The organism is Metabacillus sediminilitoris (assembly GCF_009720625.1).
Lineage (GTDB): Bacteria > Bacillota > Bacilli > Bacillales > Bacillaceae > Metabacillus > Metabacillus sediminilitoris.
This window is the reverse complement of record NZ_CP046266.1, coordinates 1,343,936-1,360,602: the sequence shown is the minus strand read 5'-3', so window position 1 is coordinate 1,360,602 and position 16,667 is coordinate 1,343,936. Positions and strand designations below refer to the sequence as shown.

Annotated in this window: 15 protein-coding genes and 1 pseudogene; 7 read left to right on the top strand and 9 right to left on the bottom strand. The window is 34.4% G+C overall.

The features are described from left to right. The first annotated feature begins 85 nt into the window (after positions 1-85). Both GMB29_RS06635 and splB read left to right on the top strand, forming a co-directional pair. A complete protein-coding gene (locus tag GMB29_RS06635) occupies positions 86-331 on the top strand; it encodes a transcriptional regulator SplA domain-containing protein (RefSeq protein WP_136355499.1) in 246 nt (81 codons plus the stop codon). Positions 332-344: 13 nt separating this feature from the next. Continuing rightward, the gene (gene splB, locus GMB29_RS06630; RefSeq protein WP_136355497.1) at positions 345-1,373 is read left to right on the top strand and encodes a spore photoproduct lyase; all 1,029 of its coding nucleotides are present in this window, start codon (positions 345-347) and stop codon (positions 1,371-1,373) included. 130 nt (positions 1,374-1,503) lie between these two features. On the opposite strand, the gene GMB29_RS06625 is transcribed toward splB, so the two are convergent. Together GMB29_RS06625 and GMB29_RS06620 are read right to left on the bottom strand one after the other, a co-directional pair. Then, entirely contained in the window at positions 1,504-1,773 is a 270-nt protein-coding gene (locus GMB29_RS06625; protein WP_136355496.1) for a hypothetical protein, read from the bottom strand. Between the two features lie 271 nt (positions 1,774-2,044). Then, on the bottom strand, positions 2,045-2,416 hold the full coding sequence (locus GMB29_RS06620; protein ID WP_136355494.1) for a carboxymuconolactone decarboxylase family protein: 372 nt from the start codon (positions 2,414-2,416) through the stop codon (positions 2,045-2,047). 178 nt (positions 2,417-2,594) lie between these two features. On the opposite strand from GMB29_RS06620, the gene uvsE reads away from it, so the two are divergent. After that, entirely contained in the window at positions 2,595-3,560 is a 966-nt protein-coding gene (gene uvsE / locus GMB29_RS06615; RefSeq protein WP_136355492.1) for a UV DNA damage repair endonuclease UvsE, read from the top strand. Between the two features lie 102 nt (positions 3,561-3,662). Here the strand turns inward: uvsE and GMB29_RS06610 are convergent. Next, positions 3,663-4,440, bottom strand: a pseudogene (locus GMB29_RS06610) (alpha/beta fold hydrolase). 313 nt (positions 4,441-4,753) lie between these two features. Next, positions 4,754-5,734 (bottom strand): aldo/keto reductase, encoded by a 981-nt coding sequence (locus GMB29_RS06605; protein ID WP_136355491.1) that lies wholly within the window; start codon positions 5,732-5,734, stop codon positions 4,754-4,756. 278 nt (positions 5,735-6,012) lie between these two features. Here GMB29_RS06605 and GMB29_RS06600 point away from each other — a divergent pair, with 278 nt between their 5' ends. Beyond that, positions 6,013-6,282 carry a hypothetical protein gene (locus tag GMB29_RS06600; RefSeq protein ID WP_136355489.1) on the top strand — a complete coding sequence of 90 codons (270 nt, stop codon included), beginning with the start codon at positions 6,013-6,015 and terminating at the stop codon, positions 6,280-6,282. Positions 6,283-6,422: 140 nt separating this feature from the next. Here the strand turns inward: GMB29_RS06600 and GMB29_RS06595 are convergent, their stop codons facing one another. The 5 genes from GMB29_RS06595 to GMB29_RS06575 form a co-directional block, all read right to left on the bottom strand. Further along, complete coding sequence (locus GMB29_RS06595) at positions 6,423-8,021, bottom strand: response regulator transcription factor (protein WP_136355487.1); 1,599 nt, start codon at positions 8,019-8,021, stop codon at positions 6,423-6,425. 12 nt (positions 8,022-8,033) lie between these two features. Next, the gene (locus GMB29_RS06590; RefSeq protein WP_196305230.1) at positions 8,034-9,833 is read right to left on the bottom strand and encodes a sensor histidine kinase; all 1,800 of its coding nucleotides are present in this window, start codon (positions 9,831-9,833) and stop codon (positions 8,034-8,036) included. 87 nt (positions 9,834-9,920) lie between these two features. After that, the gene (locus GMB29_RS06585) at positions 9,921-11,255 is read right to left on the bottom strand and encodes an ABC transporter substrate-binding protein (protein WP_168733891.1); all 1,335 of its coding nucleotides are present in this window, start codon (positions 11,253-11,255) and stop codon (positions 9,921-9,923) included. A gap of 53 nt (positions 11,256-11,308) precedes the next feature. Then, complete coding sequence (locus tag GMB29_RS06580; protein WP_406600338.1) at positions 11,309-12,112, bottom strand: carbohydrate ABC transporter permease; 804 nt, start codon at positions 12,110-12,112, stop codon at positions 11,309-11,311. Positions 12,113-12,171: 59 nt separating this feature from the next. After that, positions 12,172-13,122 (bottom strand): carbohydrate ABC transporter permease, encoded by a 951-nt coding sequence (locus tag GMB29_RS06575; protein ID WP_406600316.1) that lies wholly within the window; start codon positions 13,120-13,122, stop codon positions 12,172-12,174. A 201-nt stretch (positions 13,123-13,323) separates the two neighbouring features. Between GMB29_RS06575 and GMB29_RS06570 the strand changes: the two genes are divergently transcribed. The 3 genes from GMB29_RS06570 (at position 13,324) to hisD (ending at position 16,638) form a co-directional block, all read left to right on the top strand. Further along, entirely contained in the window at positions 13,324-13,959 is a 636-nt protein-coding gene (locus tag GMB29_RS06570; protein WP_136355482.1) for a YesL family protein, read from the top strand. Positions 13,960-14,174: 215 nt separating this feature from the next. Next, a complete protein-coding gene (locus tag GMB29_RS06565) occupies positions 14,175-15,155 on the top strand; it encodes a LacI family DNA-binding transcriptional regulator (RefSeq protein WP_136355480.1) in 981 nt (326 codons plus the stop codon). A gap of 199 nt (positions 15,156-15,354) precedes the next feature. Then, positions 15,355-16,638: a histidinol dehydrogenase gene (gene hisD, locus GMB29_RS06560; RefSeq protein WP_136355478.1), complete on the top strand. Its 1,284-nt coding sequence runs from the start codon at positions 15,355-15,357 to the stop codon at positions 16,636-16,638. Positions 16,639-16,667: the final 29 nt, after the last annotated feature.

Genomic DNA, 16,667 nt, shown 5'->3' with positions numbered 1-16,667 from the left:
ATCCATCTACTAACTTCCAAAATGATGTAATCATAATATCTCTCTTATAAGGAAAAATGATACTAAAAGAAAAAAGGTGATTAAAATGGAATTACATAATGAAGATATTCGTTATCAAGTGGGTGATACTGTTTATATTTTTTATCGAAACCCCCATACGCAAAATGTTGCGAATATCCAAGAGGCTGCAGTTGTGGATGACCCTGAAAATCCGCATGGGTTAGCGCTTTTTCTCTATGAGACATACTATCCTTTAACAAATGAAGTTGCTGTTTATTCAAGCCAAAATGATGCGGAACAAGCCTACCAACAATATTTTGGCGACTATTAAAGGGGGATGATTTATGGTTAAGCCATTTAAGCCCCAGCTTGTCTACTTTGAACCGGATTCGCTGGACTATCCGCTTGGTCAAGAGCTAAAAGAAAAGTTCGAAAAAATGGATGTTGAAATTCGGTATACAACCTCACATAACCAGGTCAGAAATCTCCCTGGGGAAAATGATTTTCAGAAATATCGAATCGCAAAGTCTACGCTTGTCATTGGCATTAGAAAAACTCTTAAATTTGATACATCAAAGCCTTCTGCCGAATATGCGATCCCTTTTGCAACAGGTTGTATGGGACATTGTCATTATTGTTATTTGCAAACAACAATGGGTAGCAAGCCATATATTCGCACATATGTAAATGTCGAAGAAATTCTCGAAGCTGCAGATAAATATATGGAAGAACGAGCACCTGAAATAACGAGATTTGAAGCAGCATGTACGTCTGATATTGTTGGGATCGATCATCTGACACATACGTTAAAGCGAGCGATTGAGCATTTCGGTACATCTGAGTACGGAAAATTGCGATTTGTTACGAAGTTCCATCATGTTGATCATTTGCTTGATGCTAAGCATAACGGAAAAACGCGATTTCGTTTCAGTGTAAATGCTGATTATGTCATTAAAAATTTCGAACCAGGCACCTCTCCCCTTGCAAAACGGATTGAAGCAGCTGGAAAAGTAGCAAGAGCAGGATATCCACTTGGATTTATTGTCGCACCCATTTACCTGCATGAAGGATGGCAGGATGGCTACCTTCATATGTTTGAACGTCTTAATGAGGAATTACCAGAAGATGCAAGGGATGATATCACCTTTGAGTTTATTCAACATCGGTTTACAAAGCCTGCTAAGAGAGTGATCGAAAAAAACTATCCAATGACAAAATTAGAATTGGACGAATCAGCAAGAAGATATAAATGGGGAAAATACGGGATAGGCAAATATATCTATCAAAAAGACGAGGAAGAAGACATTAAAGATCATCTATACTCTTATATGGAAAAATTCTTTCCAAATGCTAAATTAGAATATTTCACTTAATGAATAAACTCTTTACAATTGAATATGCCTATCATATAAATTCTATGAGAGGCTTTTAAAATTGCTTAGTAAAAGTCATTCTTGATTTTTAAATATAAAAAACTAAGGATAAAATAGACAGGCAAAATAATTACTCAAATAATTCCAGAATGGCAAGTGAAATACATAGAACTGCTAGAGTAAATAGGATAACAGCTGTTACACGATTCTTGATTAATTTCATTCCATAAATACAGAAAAAGATAGCAGCAGCAAATTTCGAATAACTTTGGTAATAAGGATTATCTGAAAAAAATGAACTGCTAAAAACAATCGAACTTAGCAAGGTTGTAGAGATTATTATTTTAAACCACAAAGGTTCCTTTAGGAATTGTTTCATCATAAATTTTATCCATGCCATTATGTATAAACCACCCTTAATGGAAATGATCTTTTTAACTAATCATATGGTATTTTTTTAAAAGTATCACTTCCCTCCTTTAAAAACGAAAACTATCTAAGGTTGATTTGAGCTGATTGTGAGACTCATCCCAGGCATTTACGCGAGGATGCTCACCGCCCGCCCCGCTAAAAAGCGAGCATCCTCTCGCTTTAATCAACCACACCTCATTACTTGGTAAATAGCAACAAAGTTTGCGAAAACAGACAAATAAAAAAAGAGCCTATGGCCCTTATTGTTTCAGTTGATTTAAATCTGTGATACATTCTTGTACAAGGGTTACAGCCTGACTCATTGCAGCACCGCCGCCAAAAGCTGCTGTTACACCAATCGCTTCTAAAATTTCTTCCTCTGTCGCCCCTTGATCGATACATCCTTTTGTATGATAAATAATACAATATTCATCTTGTGAAAAGACACTTATGCCTAATGCAATAAGTTGTTTTTCTTTTTGTGATAATGTGCCCTCTTTAAAGCATGCCTCTGTAAATGCATTAAAATGATGTGCTAGCTCTGGCATTTTTTGAGTAAACGTACCTAATCCCATTTTATAATCAAGCAATGCCGCTTCTGTTTCATTTCTCGGTTCTTGAATATGTTCCATTTATCACAACTCCATTCAATGATTTTCATTGTTAGTATGGAATAATAAAAGTAAACTATTCAGGTAAAAAGAAAAAACGTCTTCTTCATTACTGAGACCCATTTTCTTAGCTGAAATTACTACTACAGGCTGTCTAGCAATCCATATTTTTCACCATACTATTAATGAGGTGGAAAAAATGACGATTGTACGTCTTGGTTATGTTGCCATTAGCATGGAATTAAAAAACGCATCCCCATCGCAAACGATGACATTTGACCAATTTCAAAAAATAGAGGACCGAGAAGCTGCATTACGAAAATTAGAACGTATCTCACTTTCAAATTTAGAAAATACCCTTAGACTGCTAAAGCATAATGCAGCTTCTGACATTCATTTTTATCGGTTAACATCCCGCCTTATCCCTTTGGCAAATCATGAGGAGCTTCTTGACTGGGATTATATGAAACCTTTGCGTGGAATGTTGCGTGAAATTGGAAATTTTGTAAAAAAACATGAGATCAGGATCGACTTTCATCCAGATCATTTTGTCCTAATAAATTCCATAAAAAAGCAGGTATTACAAAATTCAATTCTCACATTAAAACTGCACTACCTTTTATTAAAAGGGATGGGGATTGACACTACTCACCGTTGTGTCATGCATGTTGGCGGCAATTATAAAGAAACTGAAAAATCCCTTGAGCGTTTTATTGATAATTGGATGGTCGTCCCCCGAGCGATTCAAAACATGATCATGCTTGAAAATGACGACACTTCCTTTACTTTGGATGATACTCTATATTTATGTGAAAAACTAAGTATTCCACTTGTATTCGATTATCACCATCATTTAGCCCATCACCAAAATCCAAATTGGGAGGGCAATTGGGACCGCGTTGTCCAAACATGGATGGATTCTCCTCTGCCCATTAAGATGCATATATCAAGTCCAAAAAGTGAAAAAGCCTTTCGTCATCATTCAGACTTCGTTGACATTGACATGTTTTTCAGGTTCTTATGTAAAATAAAGGGAAGCATCCCACAAATTGATTGTATGATTGAAGCAAAGAAAAAGGATGAGGCACTTTTTAAATTAATGGCAGACATCAAAACACGCGGGGATGTTGAGATCATTGACGGCTCAACGTTTCATTTTAAATAAAGGTTATGTTAAATGATATTATTGATTATTATTCAGAAACCAAAGGACTCACAATTTCATTATGAGAACCTTTGGTTTTGTTCTGCAAAACACCAACAAATATCAACGGATCACTTTACATTCTTTTGGTAAATTCCCTTCATGTATCCATGTTTCGACCAAATGATTAAAGAAATTTGGGTTGGCCAAAGGAACTCCATGTCCAATATTAGGAATCATCACTCCTATACAATTTGAATTAGATTCTACAATATCTATTGCAGATTTTTTCATAATAGCTTTTTCTCTTTCACCAACCGTAACCAACATCTTTCCACTTGCTTTTTTAAAATCATTAGGTATTTCAAACGACATGTTTTCTTCTAATACTCTAACAAGTGTGTCAGGTTTTATTTGACAACTTTCTTCATAATATTTTTCAAAGTAGTCATCACCTATATATAATGTTTTTGCTTGCAGTTTAGAAAACCGCCTATTTTTAATGATTGGAAATGATAATCTAATAGAAGACTGAATCAATTTTTTAGCATATGAAATCGGTCTGACCAAAGCACTATTTATTATGGCAACATCAATTAAATCTGGTTTCATACTTACCATTTGAATAATGACTTGAGATCCTAACGAAAACCCAATGACGATTACTTTCTTTGCTTTTTCTTCGATTAATTTCAACAATTCTTCTGCACTACTTTTTATAGAAAAACGAATGTCATCATAATTGTTCAGCCCATGTTCAGGCAAGTCTGGAACAATGCAATGATAATGAGTGAAGTTTTGAATTTGTTTATCCCACATCCAACCGCTCACTCCGCCACCATGTAAAAAATAGCATCAAAGAAGAACTTTTATCACCGTATTCTTGATAATGTAACACCAATTGTTTCATCCCTCTTTTTTAAAAATTTATCATTTTGTTAAGTGTTAGTGATCTATAGGTGATACGTTCAAAATAAACAATACGTTTCATTAATTGGAAATAAGCAACGTTCTATGATCATTTTACATAATTGTCGAGATATTTTATGGCCGCCCCATTAAATCCATGTTTCCAATTGGATAAGTTCTGCTGACTAACGAAGAGATTACCTTCAAACATACATTTATTTAGAGAACGAAAAGGAATGTTTTAAAAAACAAAGAGCTTGGATAACTATCCCAAGCTCAAGTTTCATACTATTTCATTGACAGGATTAAGGCATCTTTTTCCCACGTGATGCCGTGTATAATGAATACCATTCTTCACGGGTCATCAATTCAGACTGTTTAACTGCATCTTGGCAATTATTGATACGTTCCGGATTTGTTGTACCGATAATTGGCTGAATGAGTGCAGGATGTCTCATCAACCAGCCAAGGACGATTGCCTCTGTTGATGTATCCTTCTCAGCTGCCATTTTTTGAACCAATTTCTTTGTATGTAAATCCGCTTCTGTTATGTCATCCAGCTCACGTCCTGAATAGATTCCGTATGCTAATGATGCCCAAGCTTGAATTTGTATATCCTCTAATCGACAATGCTCAATGATTCCATCTCCAAAGTTGATCTCTGTTCCGGCTTTTTGATTGACTAATATCCCATGTTCCACCCAGTCAATTCGTTTTAAACTCATTTCTAGCTGATTGACAATAATAGGCTCCGAACAATAGGCACTAAGCAATTTTATTTGCGCGGCATTCATATTTGATACCCCAAAATTCCGGACTTTCCCTGAGGCTTTTAATAATTCAAATGCCTCAGCAACTTCTTCTGGCTCAATAAGAGGATCAGGTCGATGCAATAATAATATATCTAAATAATCGATCTGCAGTCTTTTTAAGATGCCATCAACAGAGTTCACGATATGATTTTTAGAAAAATCAAAACGGTGTGGTGCATCACCTTCAGGAAAACGGATTCCGCATTTGGATTGAATCACAATCTTTTCTCGTAAATCAGGACGATCCTTCAGTATTCCTCCAAAAATAGATTCCGCTTTTCCCATTTTATAAATATCAGCATGATCAAACATATTAATTCCTGCAGATAATGCAGCGTCAACTGCTTTTTCAGCTACAAGAATATCGTCTTTTGTAACCGGATTTTGATCCCAGCTTCCACCAAATCCCATACACCCTAGTACTAAGCGGCTATTTGTAATTTCTCTTTTTTGTAATGGCATTGTTTTTCTCATCATAATCCTCCTTGGCTCTATCGAAATAAACTTAATTTAGAAAATATGTAATCTGTTTTTATACATTCTCATTAGGATAGAGGATCTCCTGCTTTTATTATTCACCTTTCAATCTGAGCATTCTATATTACCAATCTGAATGACAGGAATGATCTAGAAAATCGCACAAAACTACTTCATTCAATTCTTCCCTATTTGAAAGAATTTTAATTTATTGTCGTTTATTTATAAAGTATGAAGGGTATAAAAAACTAAACCGTTAAAGGAGGACAACTACTATGAAACGAAATACGATACTTGGAACATTAGCAGTCGGTGGTGCAGCCTACATGTTACGGAACAAAGAATCACGCTCAAAAGTTAAGAATCAATTTAAATCGTTTTCTACATCTGAGAACTTCGAAAAGGTAAAAAACAAAATCCAAAATTTCACACAATCTAATTCACAAGGAACAGCAAATAAAAAGCCACAAGTCGTAAAGTCATTAAAAGATCAGGCATTGCCAGATTATGCATCTACCGAAAAGGAAAAAGCAGGAAGAACGTAAATGAGTCGATCAAAAACCAAAACTTTTTAGGAATCGGTTATATCACTGCTTCCTTTTACCTTAACCACAGGTTTCTGCTGCCTGTGGTTAGTGACTTTTTATTTCCCCAAGACGAAAACTTCGTACCACAACATCAATTTCTAGCCAATCCTCTGTTTATAGTCTTTCGGTGTTACACCATAATATTTTTTAAATGTTTTTATAAAATAACTTTTGCAATCAAATCCTAACATTTCTGATATCTTTTCAATTGATTCATTTGATTGGTCAATTAATTCTTTGGCTCTCTCCATCTTGGATTTCGTAACATAATCAATAAAATTTTCGTTTGTATTCTTTTTGTAAAGCCTGCTAAAATAACTTGGATTTAAATGAAGATGCTCGGCTACATCACTTAAGGTAATCTTTTTATTTAAGTTCATTAATACATACTTTTGAGCTTTTAGAATTTCATTCCTCTTTGGTAATTCATTAATTTCAATCATACTTCGAATAAATCTCTTAAAAATAGAAACTAGTTCTTCCTCGAGCTGATAAATCGTTTCAACATTTGTAATAAAATGATCTGAAACCGATACTGAATAGGTAGATTCAAAATTTTGCATAGAATTAAACTTCAGCTTAATATCCAAAAATATTTTCATCATCCACTCTCTGACTGATTCAGGATGATACCGTTTTTCTTCTATAAAAGAGACCCATTTTCGAAGCGATTTTTCTAATTCTTCTACATCCTCTTGGATGATAAGTGATTTTAACTCTTGCATTGCGTCTGTATAGCACGAAAAGATGTTTTCAGCAGTAAAATCTTCCTGTTCGACAAGACCGAAATATCCAAATCTCATATAAAACCTTTGACTAGAAGTCGTTATCATTCCTTTTAATCTCTGAACGAGTTGTTCTATTGATGTGCAATTTTCTCCAATAATCGTTGAAATACTTATGTTTAGATATTCTTGTAACTTGTTATAAATCACTCTTAAAGCTTTTTGTATGATCATCTCCATTTCCAGCCTTTGACCATGGGGAAAAAAAATAAAAAACATGGAATCCTTATAAAAGATGCTAATACCATTTCCTGTTTGATTTAGGATCTCATTTACAAGATTATCAATGCTAAACTTTAGTAATTCATCTGAAACAAATGCTTCTTTCATTTCCACATAACGATCAATAAAACAAAGCAAAGGGGTGCATTGATTGATTGAAGCTAATCCTAATTCATGCCGTTGTTGTTCCCACCACAATTTATTCTCTTGTTTATCATCTATCATTGCATGTAAAAACCTTCTTTTTAAAACTAAGAGATTTTCTTTTATAAGATATTCCATTTGGTTTTTTTTCATATTGGTTGTTTTTTCTTGATCAAGTTTTTCTTTTAATCTCGATAATAAATCCTCGATCATCGTTGCTTCCATTGATTCTTTTAAAATATAATCGAACGTTTCCAGCTTCAATGCTTGTTGGGCAAAATGAAAGTCATCGTGGCAGGACAAGATGATTGAATAGATCGTTGAGTTCCATTCTTTTATATGACGAATTAATTCGATTCCATTCATTTTTGGCATGCCAATGTCTGTTATGATGACATCCGGCATTTCCGTTTTAATATGTTCTAAAGCCTGCGTACCATTTTGATATGATCCAACAACAGAAAAACCTAATTCTGCCCACGGGATCATATGTGTTAAAAATTCTAAGACTAGATAATCATCATCTACCAAAATGATTTTATACATCCTTTACACTCCCTATTTTCTTGGAATATAAAACTTAATTTCGGTCCCTTTAGATCGTTGACTATCTATTTCCATACGGAAGGTTTCTCCATAAATCATCATTAAGCGTTGATAAACATTATTAATTCCTATCCCTGTTAGCGAAGCCTTATTTTCCAATTGATGGTTAAAGGTCTTATTCATGTACTTTTGTTTAAGCAGCTGTAAACGCTCCACATCCATGCCTTTTCCATTATCATTTAAACGAATAATCAATACATCATCTTCAATCCAGGATGAAATAATGATTGTTCCCCCTTTTTGGTCAAACCCATGAATGATGGCATTTTCAATTAATGGCTGCAGAAAAAACCTTGGTATTTCTTCTAATATCGTATTTGATGCTAAATCATTTATGATTTCAATATATCCCTTGTGTCTAAAGTTCATTAACCTCACATAATGGTCAACGACTTCAATTTCTTCATATAATGGAATAAATTCATTGTTACGGTTGATCGTCATTCGTAAAAGGGAGGAAAGGGATTGAATCAGCTTTGCACTATCCTTATCACCATTCATGATGATTTTTAACCGAATTGAATTTAAAACATTAAACAAAAAATGTGGATTAATTTGGGCCTGAAGCATTTCCAGCTCCGCTTTACGTTTTCCATTTTCTTCTATTTTTATTTGTTCGATCATTTCTTCTATTTTATCTAGCATTTTATCAAAGGAGTTACCCAATAACGCGATATCTCCATTTCCTTTAATACCTGATCGAATCTGCAAATTGCCATTTTCCACTTCTTTTGTTACATGACTTAGCCTAGAAACAGGCTTTGTTAGCTCATTTACTAAATAAATAAGGATAATAAGGAATATAAAGAACAAAACTCCTTGTAATAGTAGGGTCGTCCGTGTAATCGTATTGATATTACCAACCGTTTTTTTGTAAGGAACTAAGCTTACTAGCTTCCAATCGGCATTTGATAACGAGCGACTTACAAGCAGATACTCTTTATTCTTATAATCAACAATACTATAATTCTCCTGATTATTTTGAATCTGCTTTATATAGCTAAATTTCTTTTGAATTTCTTGTTCGTTTTGATTGGATATAATCGTTCCTTCAGAGTTAATTAACATTAGGGTTTGTTCATCATTCGAAGCAAATTGCTCAAAAATGTTACTAATTTCTTTTTCATTTATGCTAATAATGGTGTATGCATATGTTTTTCCTGATATTTCGATTGCTCTTGCGATTGTGATTAAGTAAGGATTCTTCTTTTTTTGTGATTCGATGTAAGTTGGATGTGCACCAAGCCAATATGTTTCATAAAAATTTAAATCCTTTATGTTATCAAACCATTCTTGTTTGTAAAAATTATTAGGATCATACTCATAACCAGGATAATTTGTATAAGAGAAGCCATTTTTCATTAAAATGGTGATATAAGATGGCGATAATAAATCTGTCATATCTTCTAAATTCCTTGAAATTTTAACATACTGAAGTGCGCTAAGTTTGCTGACAGGGCCATCTTTTGTATAATGATATTGATTTTCTTTTAAAATTGAAGTAATTTCGTTATTAAATTGAATATAATTTGAAACATACATCAAATTATCTAAGTAACTAGTAATATTTAAATCTAGCAATCGTAACGTGTCTTCCGATTGCTTTACAGCACGTTCCTGCAGAACATCTTTTGTAAAATAGTTTGATACCAAAAAGGTAATAAGCGAAGGAAGGAGAACACATAGAATCGCAGAAATGATTAATCGTTGTCTCAAAGAAAGAGTGGCAAACTTTAGTGTAAGCCCTTTCATTTTTATTTTCCCCTTTTCTTCAAATTGAAAAGTAGAGAGGATCATGTCCTCTCTACTTTTTATCATACTATTTACTTTAACGAAAAACTACTCTTTATTTGCATCAACAATTTCTTCCACTTTCTTTTTCGCATTTGATATCGTTGTGTCTAAATCTTGTTCACCTAATAAATACAACTCTGCCTCTGCATTATAAGCATCATATACTTCTGTAATAAATCCTTTCGGAATTCCTCGTTTTGCAGGTATTGCATTTTCAAGCGTATAGATTAGTGACTCTTTATCAACAGCATCCGGTTTTCTCGTGCTGGCAACTAAGTCATTGACCACTTGTTCTACATCAGCATTTTTCCAAGCAGGAATACTCTTTTGTTGAATCATTAACCCTTCTGTTGTAAACCATCTAATAAATTCATAAGCTTCTGCTTTATGCTCAGAATTTTCGGCAATATTGATAACGTCCCCTTGCATAATGGTGTGAGGTTTGTCACTTTTGTTATTCTTCGGGTATGGAGCCCATGCCATTGTAAATTCAGGTGTGAATTCGCCCCATTCGGTTACCATCCAGCTGCCAACAGGAACCATACTAGCTGATTGAGAGAAAAATTGTTGGCGATAATCAAGCTTTTGAGAAAGAGTTTCTGCCATCGGTACTGATGAACCATCCTCTTGCTCCATCGTATAACGTAATTTCAGTGAATCTTCCACAAGCGGATCATCCATATTTGATGTACCATCTTCATTAATGATGTGTGTTTTATCTTCTTTACCTAACAACTTAAGAACGAGATAAAAATCTGACCATGTATGGAAGTAAGATCCATATTGTTTAGAAGCACCTTCACCCTTTGTTAGCTTTTTCGCATATTCTTGATAGTCATCCCAAGTCCAATCAGTTGGAACTGGTAATCCAGCTGCATCAAGATGATCTTTATTTAATAAAACTAAATTCGTTACTAATTTAGCAGGTAGTCCATAATAAGAACCGTCTATTTTACTTGGTGGGCTATTATATTCTTCTTCCACATTCAAGCCTTCTTTTTCGATAAAACTATCTAGTGGTGCTACTAAACCAGCGCTAACTCGTTTAGCAAAGTCTGCATGATTGGAAAACATCAGCACATCAAGTTGTTCACCAGATGATGCAAGTAAGTCTAATTTTTTTAGATACTCATCATGGTTAAGATTTTCAACTAATGGGACAGATTCAACCTTAATCTTCGGATGTGTTTTTTCAAACTCAGCAATCACTTTATCCCAATTTCCAGCTTCATCATTATACCAGTGATGAAACTTTAAGGTAACAACACCATCCTCTGATTTTCCACCCTCACCACTTGATTTTTCCCCATTTGAACAACCGACAATCGCAAAAACCAAGATCAATGCACAAAACAATACCCCTAATCTTTTGAGATTCATCATTTCTCCCCCTTGATCAATGTGAAATAGATAAACGATTTTCACTACTATTTTTATCCTTTAACACCTCCTAACGATATCCCTTCAATGACTTGTTTCTGCCCGATAATAAAGACGATAAGCAATGGAATAATCGCTGATACGGCTCCTGTCATCATTAACGAATAGATTGTCCCATGTGCATCTGCGAACTGAGCGATTCCTAATTGCAATGTAAAGAGTGATTCAGATCGCAGAAAGATAAGTGGATATTGATAGTCATTCCATGTCCAAATAAAACGTAAAATAGCGTATGTTGCGATTGCCGGTTGGACTAATGGAAGTGCAATATGGAAAAATACCCTAAAATGTCCTGCTCCATCTATCCGCGCTGATTCTATGATTTCATCATTAATACTTAAGAAAAATTGCCGGAGCATAAATGTACCGAAAACACTAAAACTATTTAATAGAATCAAACCTAAATGTGAGTCGAATAGCCCCATAGATTTATATAATAAGAACTGCGGCACTAAGATTGATTGCGGTGGAATCATATACGTCGCAAGTACAATTAAGAAAATGAATTCTCTCCCTTTAAATTTCACCTTTGCAAATGCATAGGCAGCCAAACTTGAGACAATAACGGATGTTAACGTCGTTAAAATCGTTACTTTAAAGGAATTCCAATAATATAAGAGAAATGATTTATCTCCAAACCAAACCTTTGAATAATTCTCGACTGCATTCCATGATGTCGGGATCCATTCAATCGGAAAGGTTAAAACATCCTTCTCAAGTTTGAATGATGCCGATAACATCCAAATAAATGGGAGTAAAAATATGAGCCCAAGTACTGCCATGATGATTGTAGTCATTAATTTGCTTATATCGACCTTTTTAAAAAATTGTTCCACTTTCCTCCCCCCCTTTTCCCTTAGTAGTTGACCCATTTCTTCTGGCCAAACCATTGCAACACTGTAATCAATAGAATTAAGACAAACAGCACTAATGCGATTGTTGACGCATATCCTGTTTTTAATTCGACAAATGCTTGTTGATAAAGGTAAACGACTGGTAATGTTGTTGAATGTGCTGGACCGCCATTCGTCAGTACAAGAATCAAATCAAAAACTTTAAAGGACGAAATTAACCCTGTTACCAATAATAAAAATGTAGTAGGTGATACGAGAGGAACTGTAATCTTTCTAAACATATACCAAGATGTAGCCCCATCCATCTCAGCAGCTTCATAAAGCTCTTTCGGAATATTTTGCAGCCCTGCCAGATAAATAATTAATTGAAAGCCAATATGAGTCCAAATTAAGATAATCATGACAGATGGAAGTGCAAAGCTTGTATCAGCAATCCATTTTGGAGGATCTTCGATACCCATCGACATTAATAGTTGATTAATCGGCCCCAATGTTGGGTGAAATAATACTTGAAATACAATCGCTACAGCGACAACACTTGAAATATAAGGCATAAAGTAGATCACCTTAAAAAAATCTTTGAAATAAACATTTTTGTTTATAATAACTGCTAAAATCAACGATATGAATAAACCAATTGGAACAACTAAAAGCACGATAATGTTATTTGTAAGCGATTTCAAAAATATCGAATCTTTAAATAAGTTCTTAAAATTATCTAGTCCAATAAAATTAAATCCTTTTAATCCAGTAATAAAGTTCCAGTCTGTAAAACTTAAAAAGATAGAAGCAAGGATTGGAAAAATTGTTAATACAGTAACTCCTATTAACATCGGTGCAACAAAAATATAACCTGCTAGTGTATCCTGCCATCCCTTGAAGCGAACTTTTCTTTCTTTTGCAGAAGAAAGTTTAATGTTCTCTTCGACTTGCAGCCCCACTTCGTTCTTCAATTTAATCCCCCCTCTTTTTTATTTGTAAGATGCTAGCCTTATTATAAAATCTTCATTCCTATTACAACAATGAATTATTTTTACTTTATCGGGAATATCTTTACCATTTTCAGAATTTTTAGTTTTCGTATGGTAATTTGCTCAAAAAAATGTGATTAATAGTATAATGAAGACAATCGTATCAGTTTAGGAGGGAGACAGATGGAAACGAATGGGATGATGAGTTTCATCTACAAGTTAACAAATTGGACGATGAGGTTAGCTTATGTAAACATTCTATGGATTGTTTTTTCAATCATGGGTTTAGTTATATTTGGTTTTTTTCCAGCAACAGTTGCTATGTTTGCCGTCATACGATTATCGGGGAAAGATGAGGATGTTCCTGTTTTTAAAACATTTTGGAAAGTGTACAAACAAGAATTTCTGAAAAGTAATCTTCTAGGATTAATCTTGATTATTATTGGCCTTATCTTTTATATGGACTTTCATTTTTTAAAGGCAACAAGTAATACCTTCCTTCAACAATTGTACTTGCCTTTAGTCTTTTTAAGTTGCTTGTTTTATTTGACCGTATTATACATGTTTCCTATTTATGTTCATTACGATTTAAAGACGGTGCAAATCTTTAAAAACGCTTTTCTCATCATGATAATGAATCCGTTACCAACCATATATATGATCGCTGGGATCATCGCTGTTTATTTTGCTGTTAGTTACTTTCCTGGTCTTTTACCAGTGTTTAGCGGAAGTATTTTAACACTTATTATCTCGTCATCAGCCTCTCTTGCCTTTAAAAAAATTGAACGTAAAAAAAGTGAGTTAGAGGCACAAGGGTAGCAATCTATTGTGAGCATCTTTTTTCACTAGATGCTCTTTTTTTAGACGAATCGTTTCACTATACTCACAATCAAAACAATAAGGGAAAGCTACTAGAATAGAGGAATGCTAGATACAATATTTCTCCTACTTGTTCAGTCCATTCTCCTCTTGAAAAAACCAATATTTTCAACTATATTACAAACAACACCATCTTTAGATTAGGGGTAAATCATATGGAAAAGAAAGTGACGTCGGCAATCGAAGTGGCTAAACTAGCGAACGTGTCCCAGTCAACAGTATCACGTGTTTTCACACCTGGAGCTAGTGTTTCAGAAAAAACGAGACAGAAAGTATTAAAAGTAGCTGAAGAACTAAATTATCAACCAAATGCACTGGCAAGAGGACTGATTACGAAAAAAACTAATATGGTTGGCCTGGCTATGAAGGATATACAGAATCCTTTCTATCATGAAGTTTTAGGGGTATTCACAAAAAAACTGCGCGCAAAAGGATATTCTGTCTTATTTGTATATACAGAAAATGAAGAGATTCAACAGGAAGAGATTAATCATTTCTTAGAATATAATGTTGAAGGTATTATTGTAACCGATGCCCTTCTCTCTTCTAAAGTGGTTGCAAAACTCCAAAACAACAATATTCCTGTCACATTATTTAACCGTGATGATAAAAATTTAATGTGTAATTCTGTCAGCTGTGACAATATGAATGCAGCTAGGGAGATTGCTAAATATATTTATGAAAAAGGGTATAAAGATATCGTTTATATTACTGGAAAAATCAATACTTCTACAAACCAGGACAGACAAAAAGGATTTACAGATTTTTTAACTAGCAAAGGCATCGAAGTAACGATCGTAGAAGGAGATTACACATACGAAAAATCCTTCCATCTTACAAAAAATCTAATTGAAACTGGACATAGACCTGAAGCTATTTTTGGAGCAAATGATATAACAGCATTGGGAGCGTTAGATGCACTAAAGGAAAAAAAGATTTGTGTCCCTGACGAAACGATCGTCATTGGATTTGATGATATAAAGATGTCTTCTTGGCCTAATTATGGATTATCTACATGGGTTCAGCCAATTGAACAGATGGTTGATGAAACAATTAAACTATTAGATTCTCCGAACGACAATCATCAAGTCATTCATTTAAAAGGTCAGTTTATCCACCGAAGGACGACAATATAGTGTGAAAATTTTCGTTTGACAAATGTAACCGCTTCATTTACTATACTATTTAAGCGATTACAATTTCACTTTTGCATACGTATGCAATATGGTAACAAGAAAGCAAAAGGCCTAGAAACCTAGATTCCCTTTCTTGTCTACCATTTCTATTTAACTTTTTTGCATACGTATGCAAATTTTAAAAGGGAGAGATTTACACATGGCGATTTATTTAAAACAAGGTAAAGTTGCGGAAGACATTCAAAAAGATGATGCAAAGGTTGCGGAAATTGTTAGTTCCACAATCAAGAAAATTGAAAACCAAGGTGATAAAGCAATTAGAGAATTATCGGAGAAGTTTGATAATTGGAGTCCTGATAGCTTTCGCTTAACTACAGAACAAATTGAAGAAATTTGCTCTACTATTCCAGAACAAACGGTTGAAGATATTGAATTTGCCCAAAACAATATTAGAAGATTTGCAGAAGAACAAAGAAAGTCAATGTTAGATATTGAAGTAGAAACAATGCCCGGTGTTATACTTGGCCACAAAAATATCCCAGTAAGCAGTGTAGGCTGTTACATTCCTGGCGGTCGTTATCCAATGGTTGCTTCAGCACATATGAGTGTATTAACTGCAAAAGTTGCTGGCGTTAAAAGAGTTATTGCTTGTACACCTCCAATTAATGGAGAAATTCCAGCTGCAACCGTTTATGCCATGCACAAAGCTGGTGCAGACGAAATTTACATTTTAGGTGGAATTCAAGCAATGGCTGGGATGGCAGTTGGTACAGAAACCATTGCTCCTGTCGATATGATTGTTGGACCTGGTAATGCATTTGTTGCTGAAGCAAAACGCCAATTATACGGTCGCGTTGGTATTGACTTATTTGCAGGACCAACTGAAACATTAGTTGTTGCTGATGAAACAAGTGATCCTGATATGATCGCTACAGACCTACTCGGCCAAGGGGAGCATGGTCCAACTTCACCAGGTGCATTAATTACAACGTCTAGAGAAATTGCTGAGGAAACAGTTAAAGAGATTGAAAGACAACTAGAAATACTGCCTACAGCAGATATAGCAAGAGTTTCATGGGAAGATTATGGACAAATTATTTTAGTTGATGACGAACAAGAAGCTTTAATAGAAGCTGATAAATTAGCATTTGAGCATGTTGAAATCCTTACAAAAAACCCTGATTTCTTCTTAGAAAACATGACAAACTATGGATGTTTATTCTTAGGACCTGAAACAAATGTTGCTTATGGAGATAAAGTAATCGGGACAAATCATACTTTGCCTACAAAAGGTGCAGCAAGATATACTGGCGGTCTTTGGGTTGGTAAATTCCTAAAAACAGTTACTTATCAAAAAGTGACATCAAAAGAGCAAAGTGCTTATATCGGTGAATATGCTGCAAGACTTTGTCAGTTAGAAAACTTCGCTGGTCATGCTGAACAAGCATTACTACGTGTTCGCAAATACGGAAATAAAGAATAAAGAACTTCTTCCTTTTATTTACTAAAAAA

Bases quoted from the DNA above. Each gene is read 5' to 3' on its own strand.
- GMB29_RS06595 (WP_136355487.1), bottom strand. From the start codon at position 8,021: ATGTATAAAATCATTTTGGTAGATGATGATTATCTAGTCTTAGAATTT.
- GMB29_RS06635 (WP_136355499.1), top strand. From the start codon at position 86: ATGGAATTACATAATGAAGATATTCGTTATCAAGTGGGTGATACTGTT.
- GMB29_RS06570 (WP_136355482.1), top strand. From the start codon at position 13,324: ATGGAAACGAATGGGATGATGAGTTTCATCTACAAGTTAACAAATTGG.
- GMB29_RS06590 (WP_196305230.1), bottom strand. From the start codon at position 9,833: ATGAAAGGGCTTACACTAAAGTTTGCCACTCTTTCTTTGAGACAACGA.
- splB (WP_136355497.1), top strand. From the start codon at position 345: ATGGTTAAGCCATTTAAGCCCCAGCTTGTCTACTTTGAACCGGATTCG.
- hisD (WP_136355478.1), top strand. From the start codon at position 15,355: ATGGCGATTTATTTAAAACAAGGTAAAGTTGCGGAAGACATTCAAAAA.
- GMB29_RS06585 (WP_168733891.1), bottom strand. From the start codon at position 11,255: ATGAATCTCAAAAGATTAGGGGTATTGTTTTGTGCATTGATCTTGGTT.
- GMB29_RS06600 (WP_136355489.1), top strand. From the start codon at position 6,013: ATGAAACGAAATACGATACTTGGAACATTAGCAGTCGGTGGTGCAGCC.
- GMB29_RS06620 (WP_136355494.1), bottom strand. From the start codon at position 2,416: ATGGAACATATTCAAGAACCGAGAAATGAAACAGAAGCGGCATTGCTT.
- GMB29_RS06565 (WP_136355480.1), top strand. From the start codon at position 14,175: ATGGAAAAGAAAGTGACGTCGGCAATCGAAGTGGCTAAACTAGCGAAC.
- GMB29_RS06625 (WP_136355496.1), bottom strand. From the start codon at position 1,773: ATGGCATGGATAAAATTTATGATGAAACAATTCCTAAAGGAACCTTTG.
- uvsE (WP_136355492.1), top strand. From the start codon at position 2,595: ATGACGATTGTACGTCTTGGTTATGTTGCCATTAGCATGGAATTAAAA.
- GMB29_RS06580 (WP_406600338.1), bottom strand. From the start codon at position 12,112: ATGACTACAATCATCATGGCAGTACTTGGGCTCATATTTTTACTCCCA.
- GMB29_RS06605 (WP_136355491.1), bottom strand. From the start codon at position 5,734: ATGAGAAAAACAATGCCATTACAAAAAAGAGAAATTACAAATAGCCGC.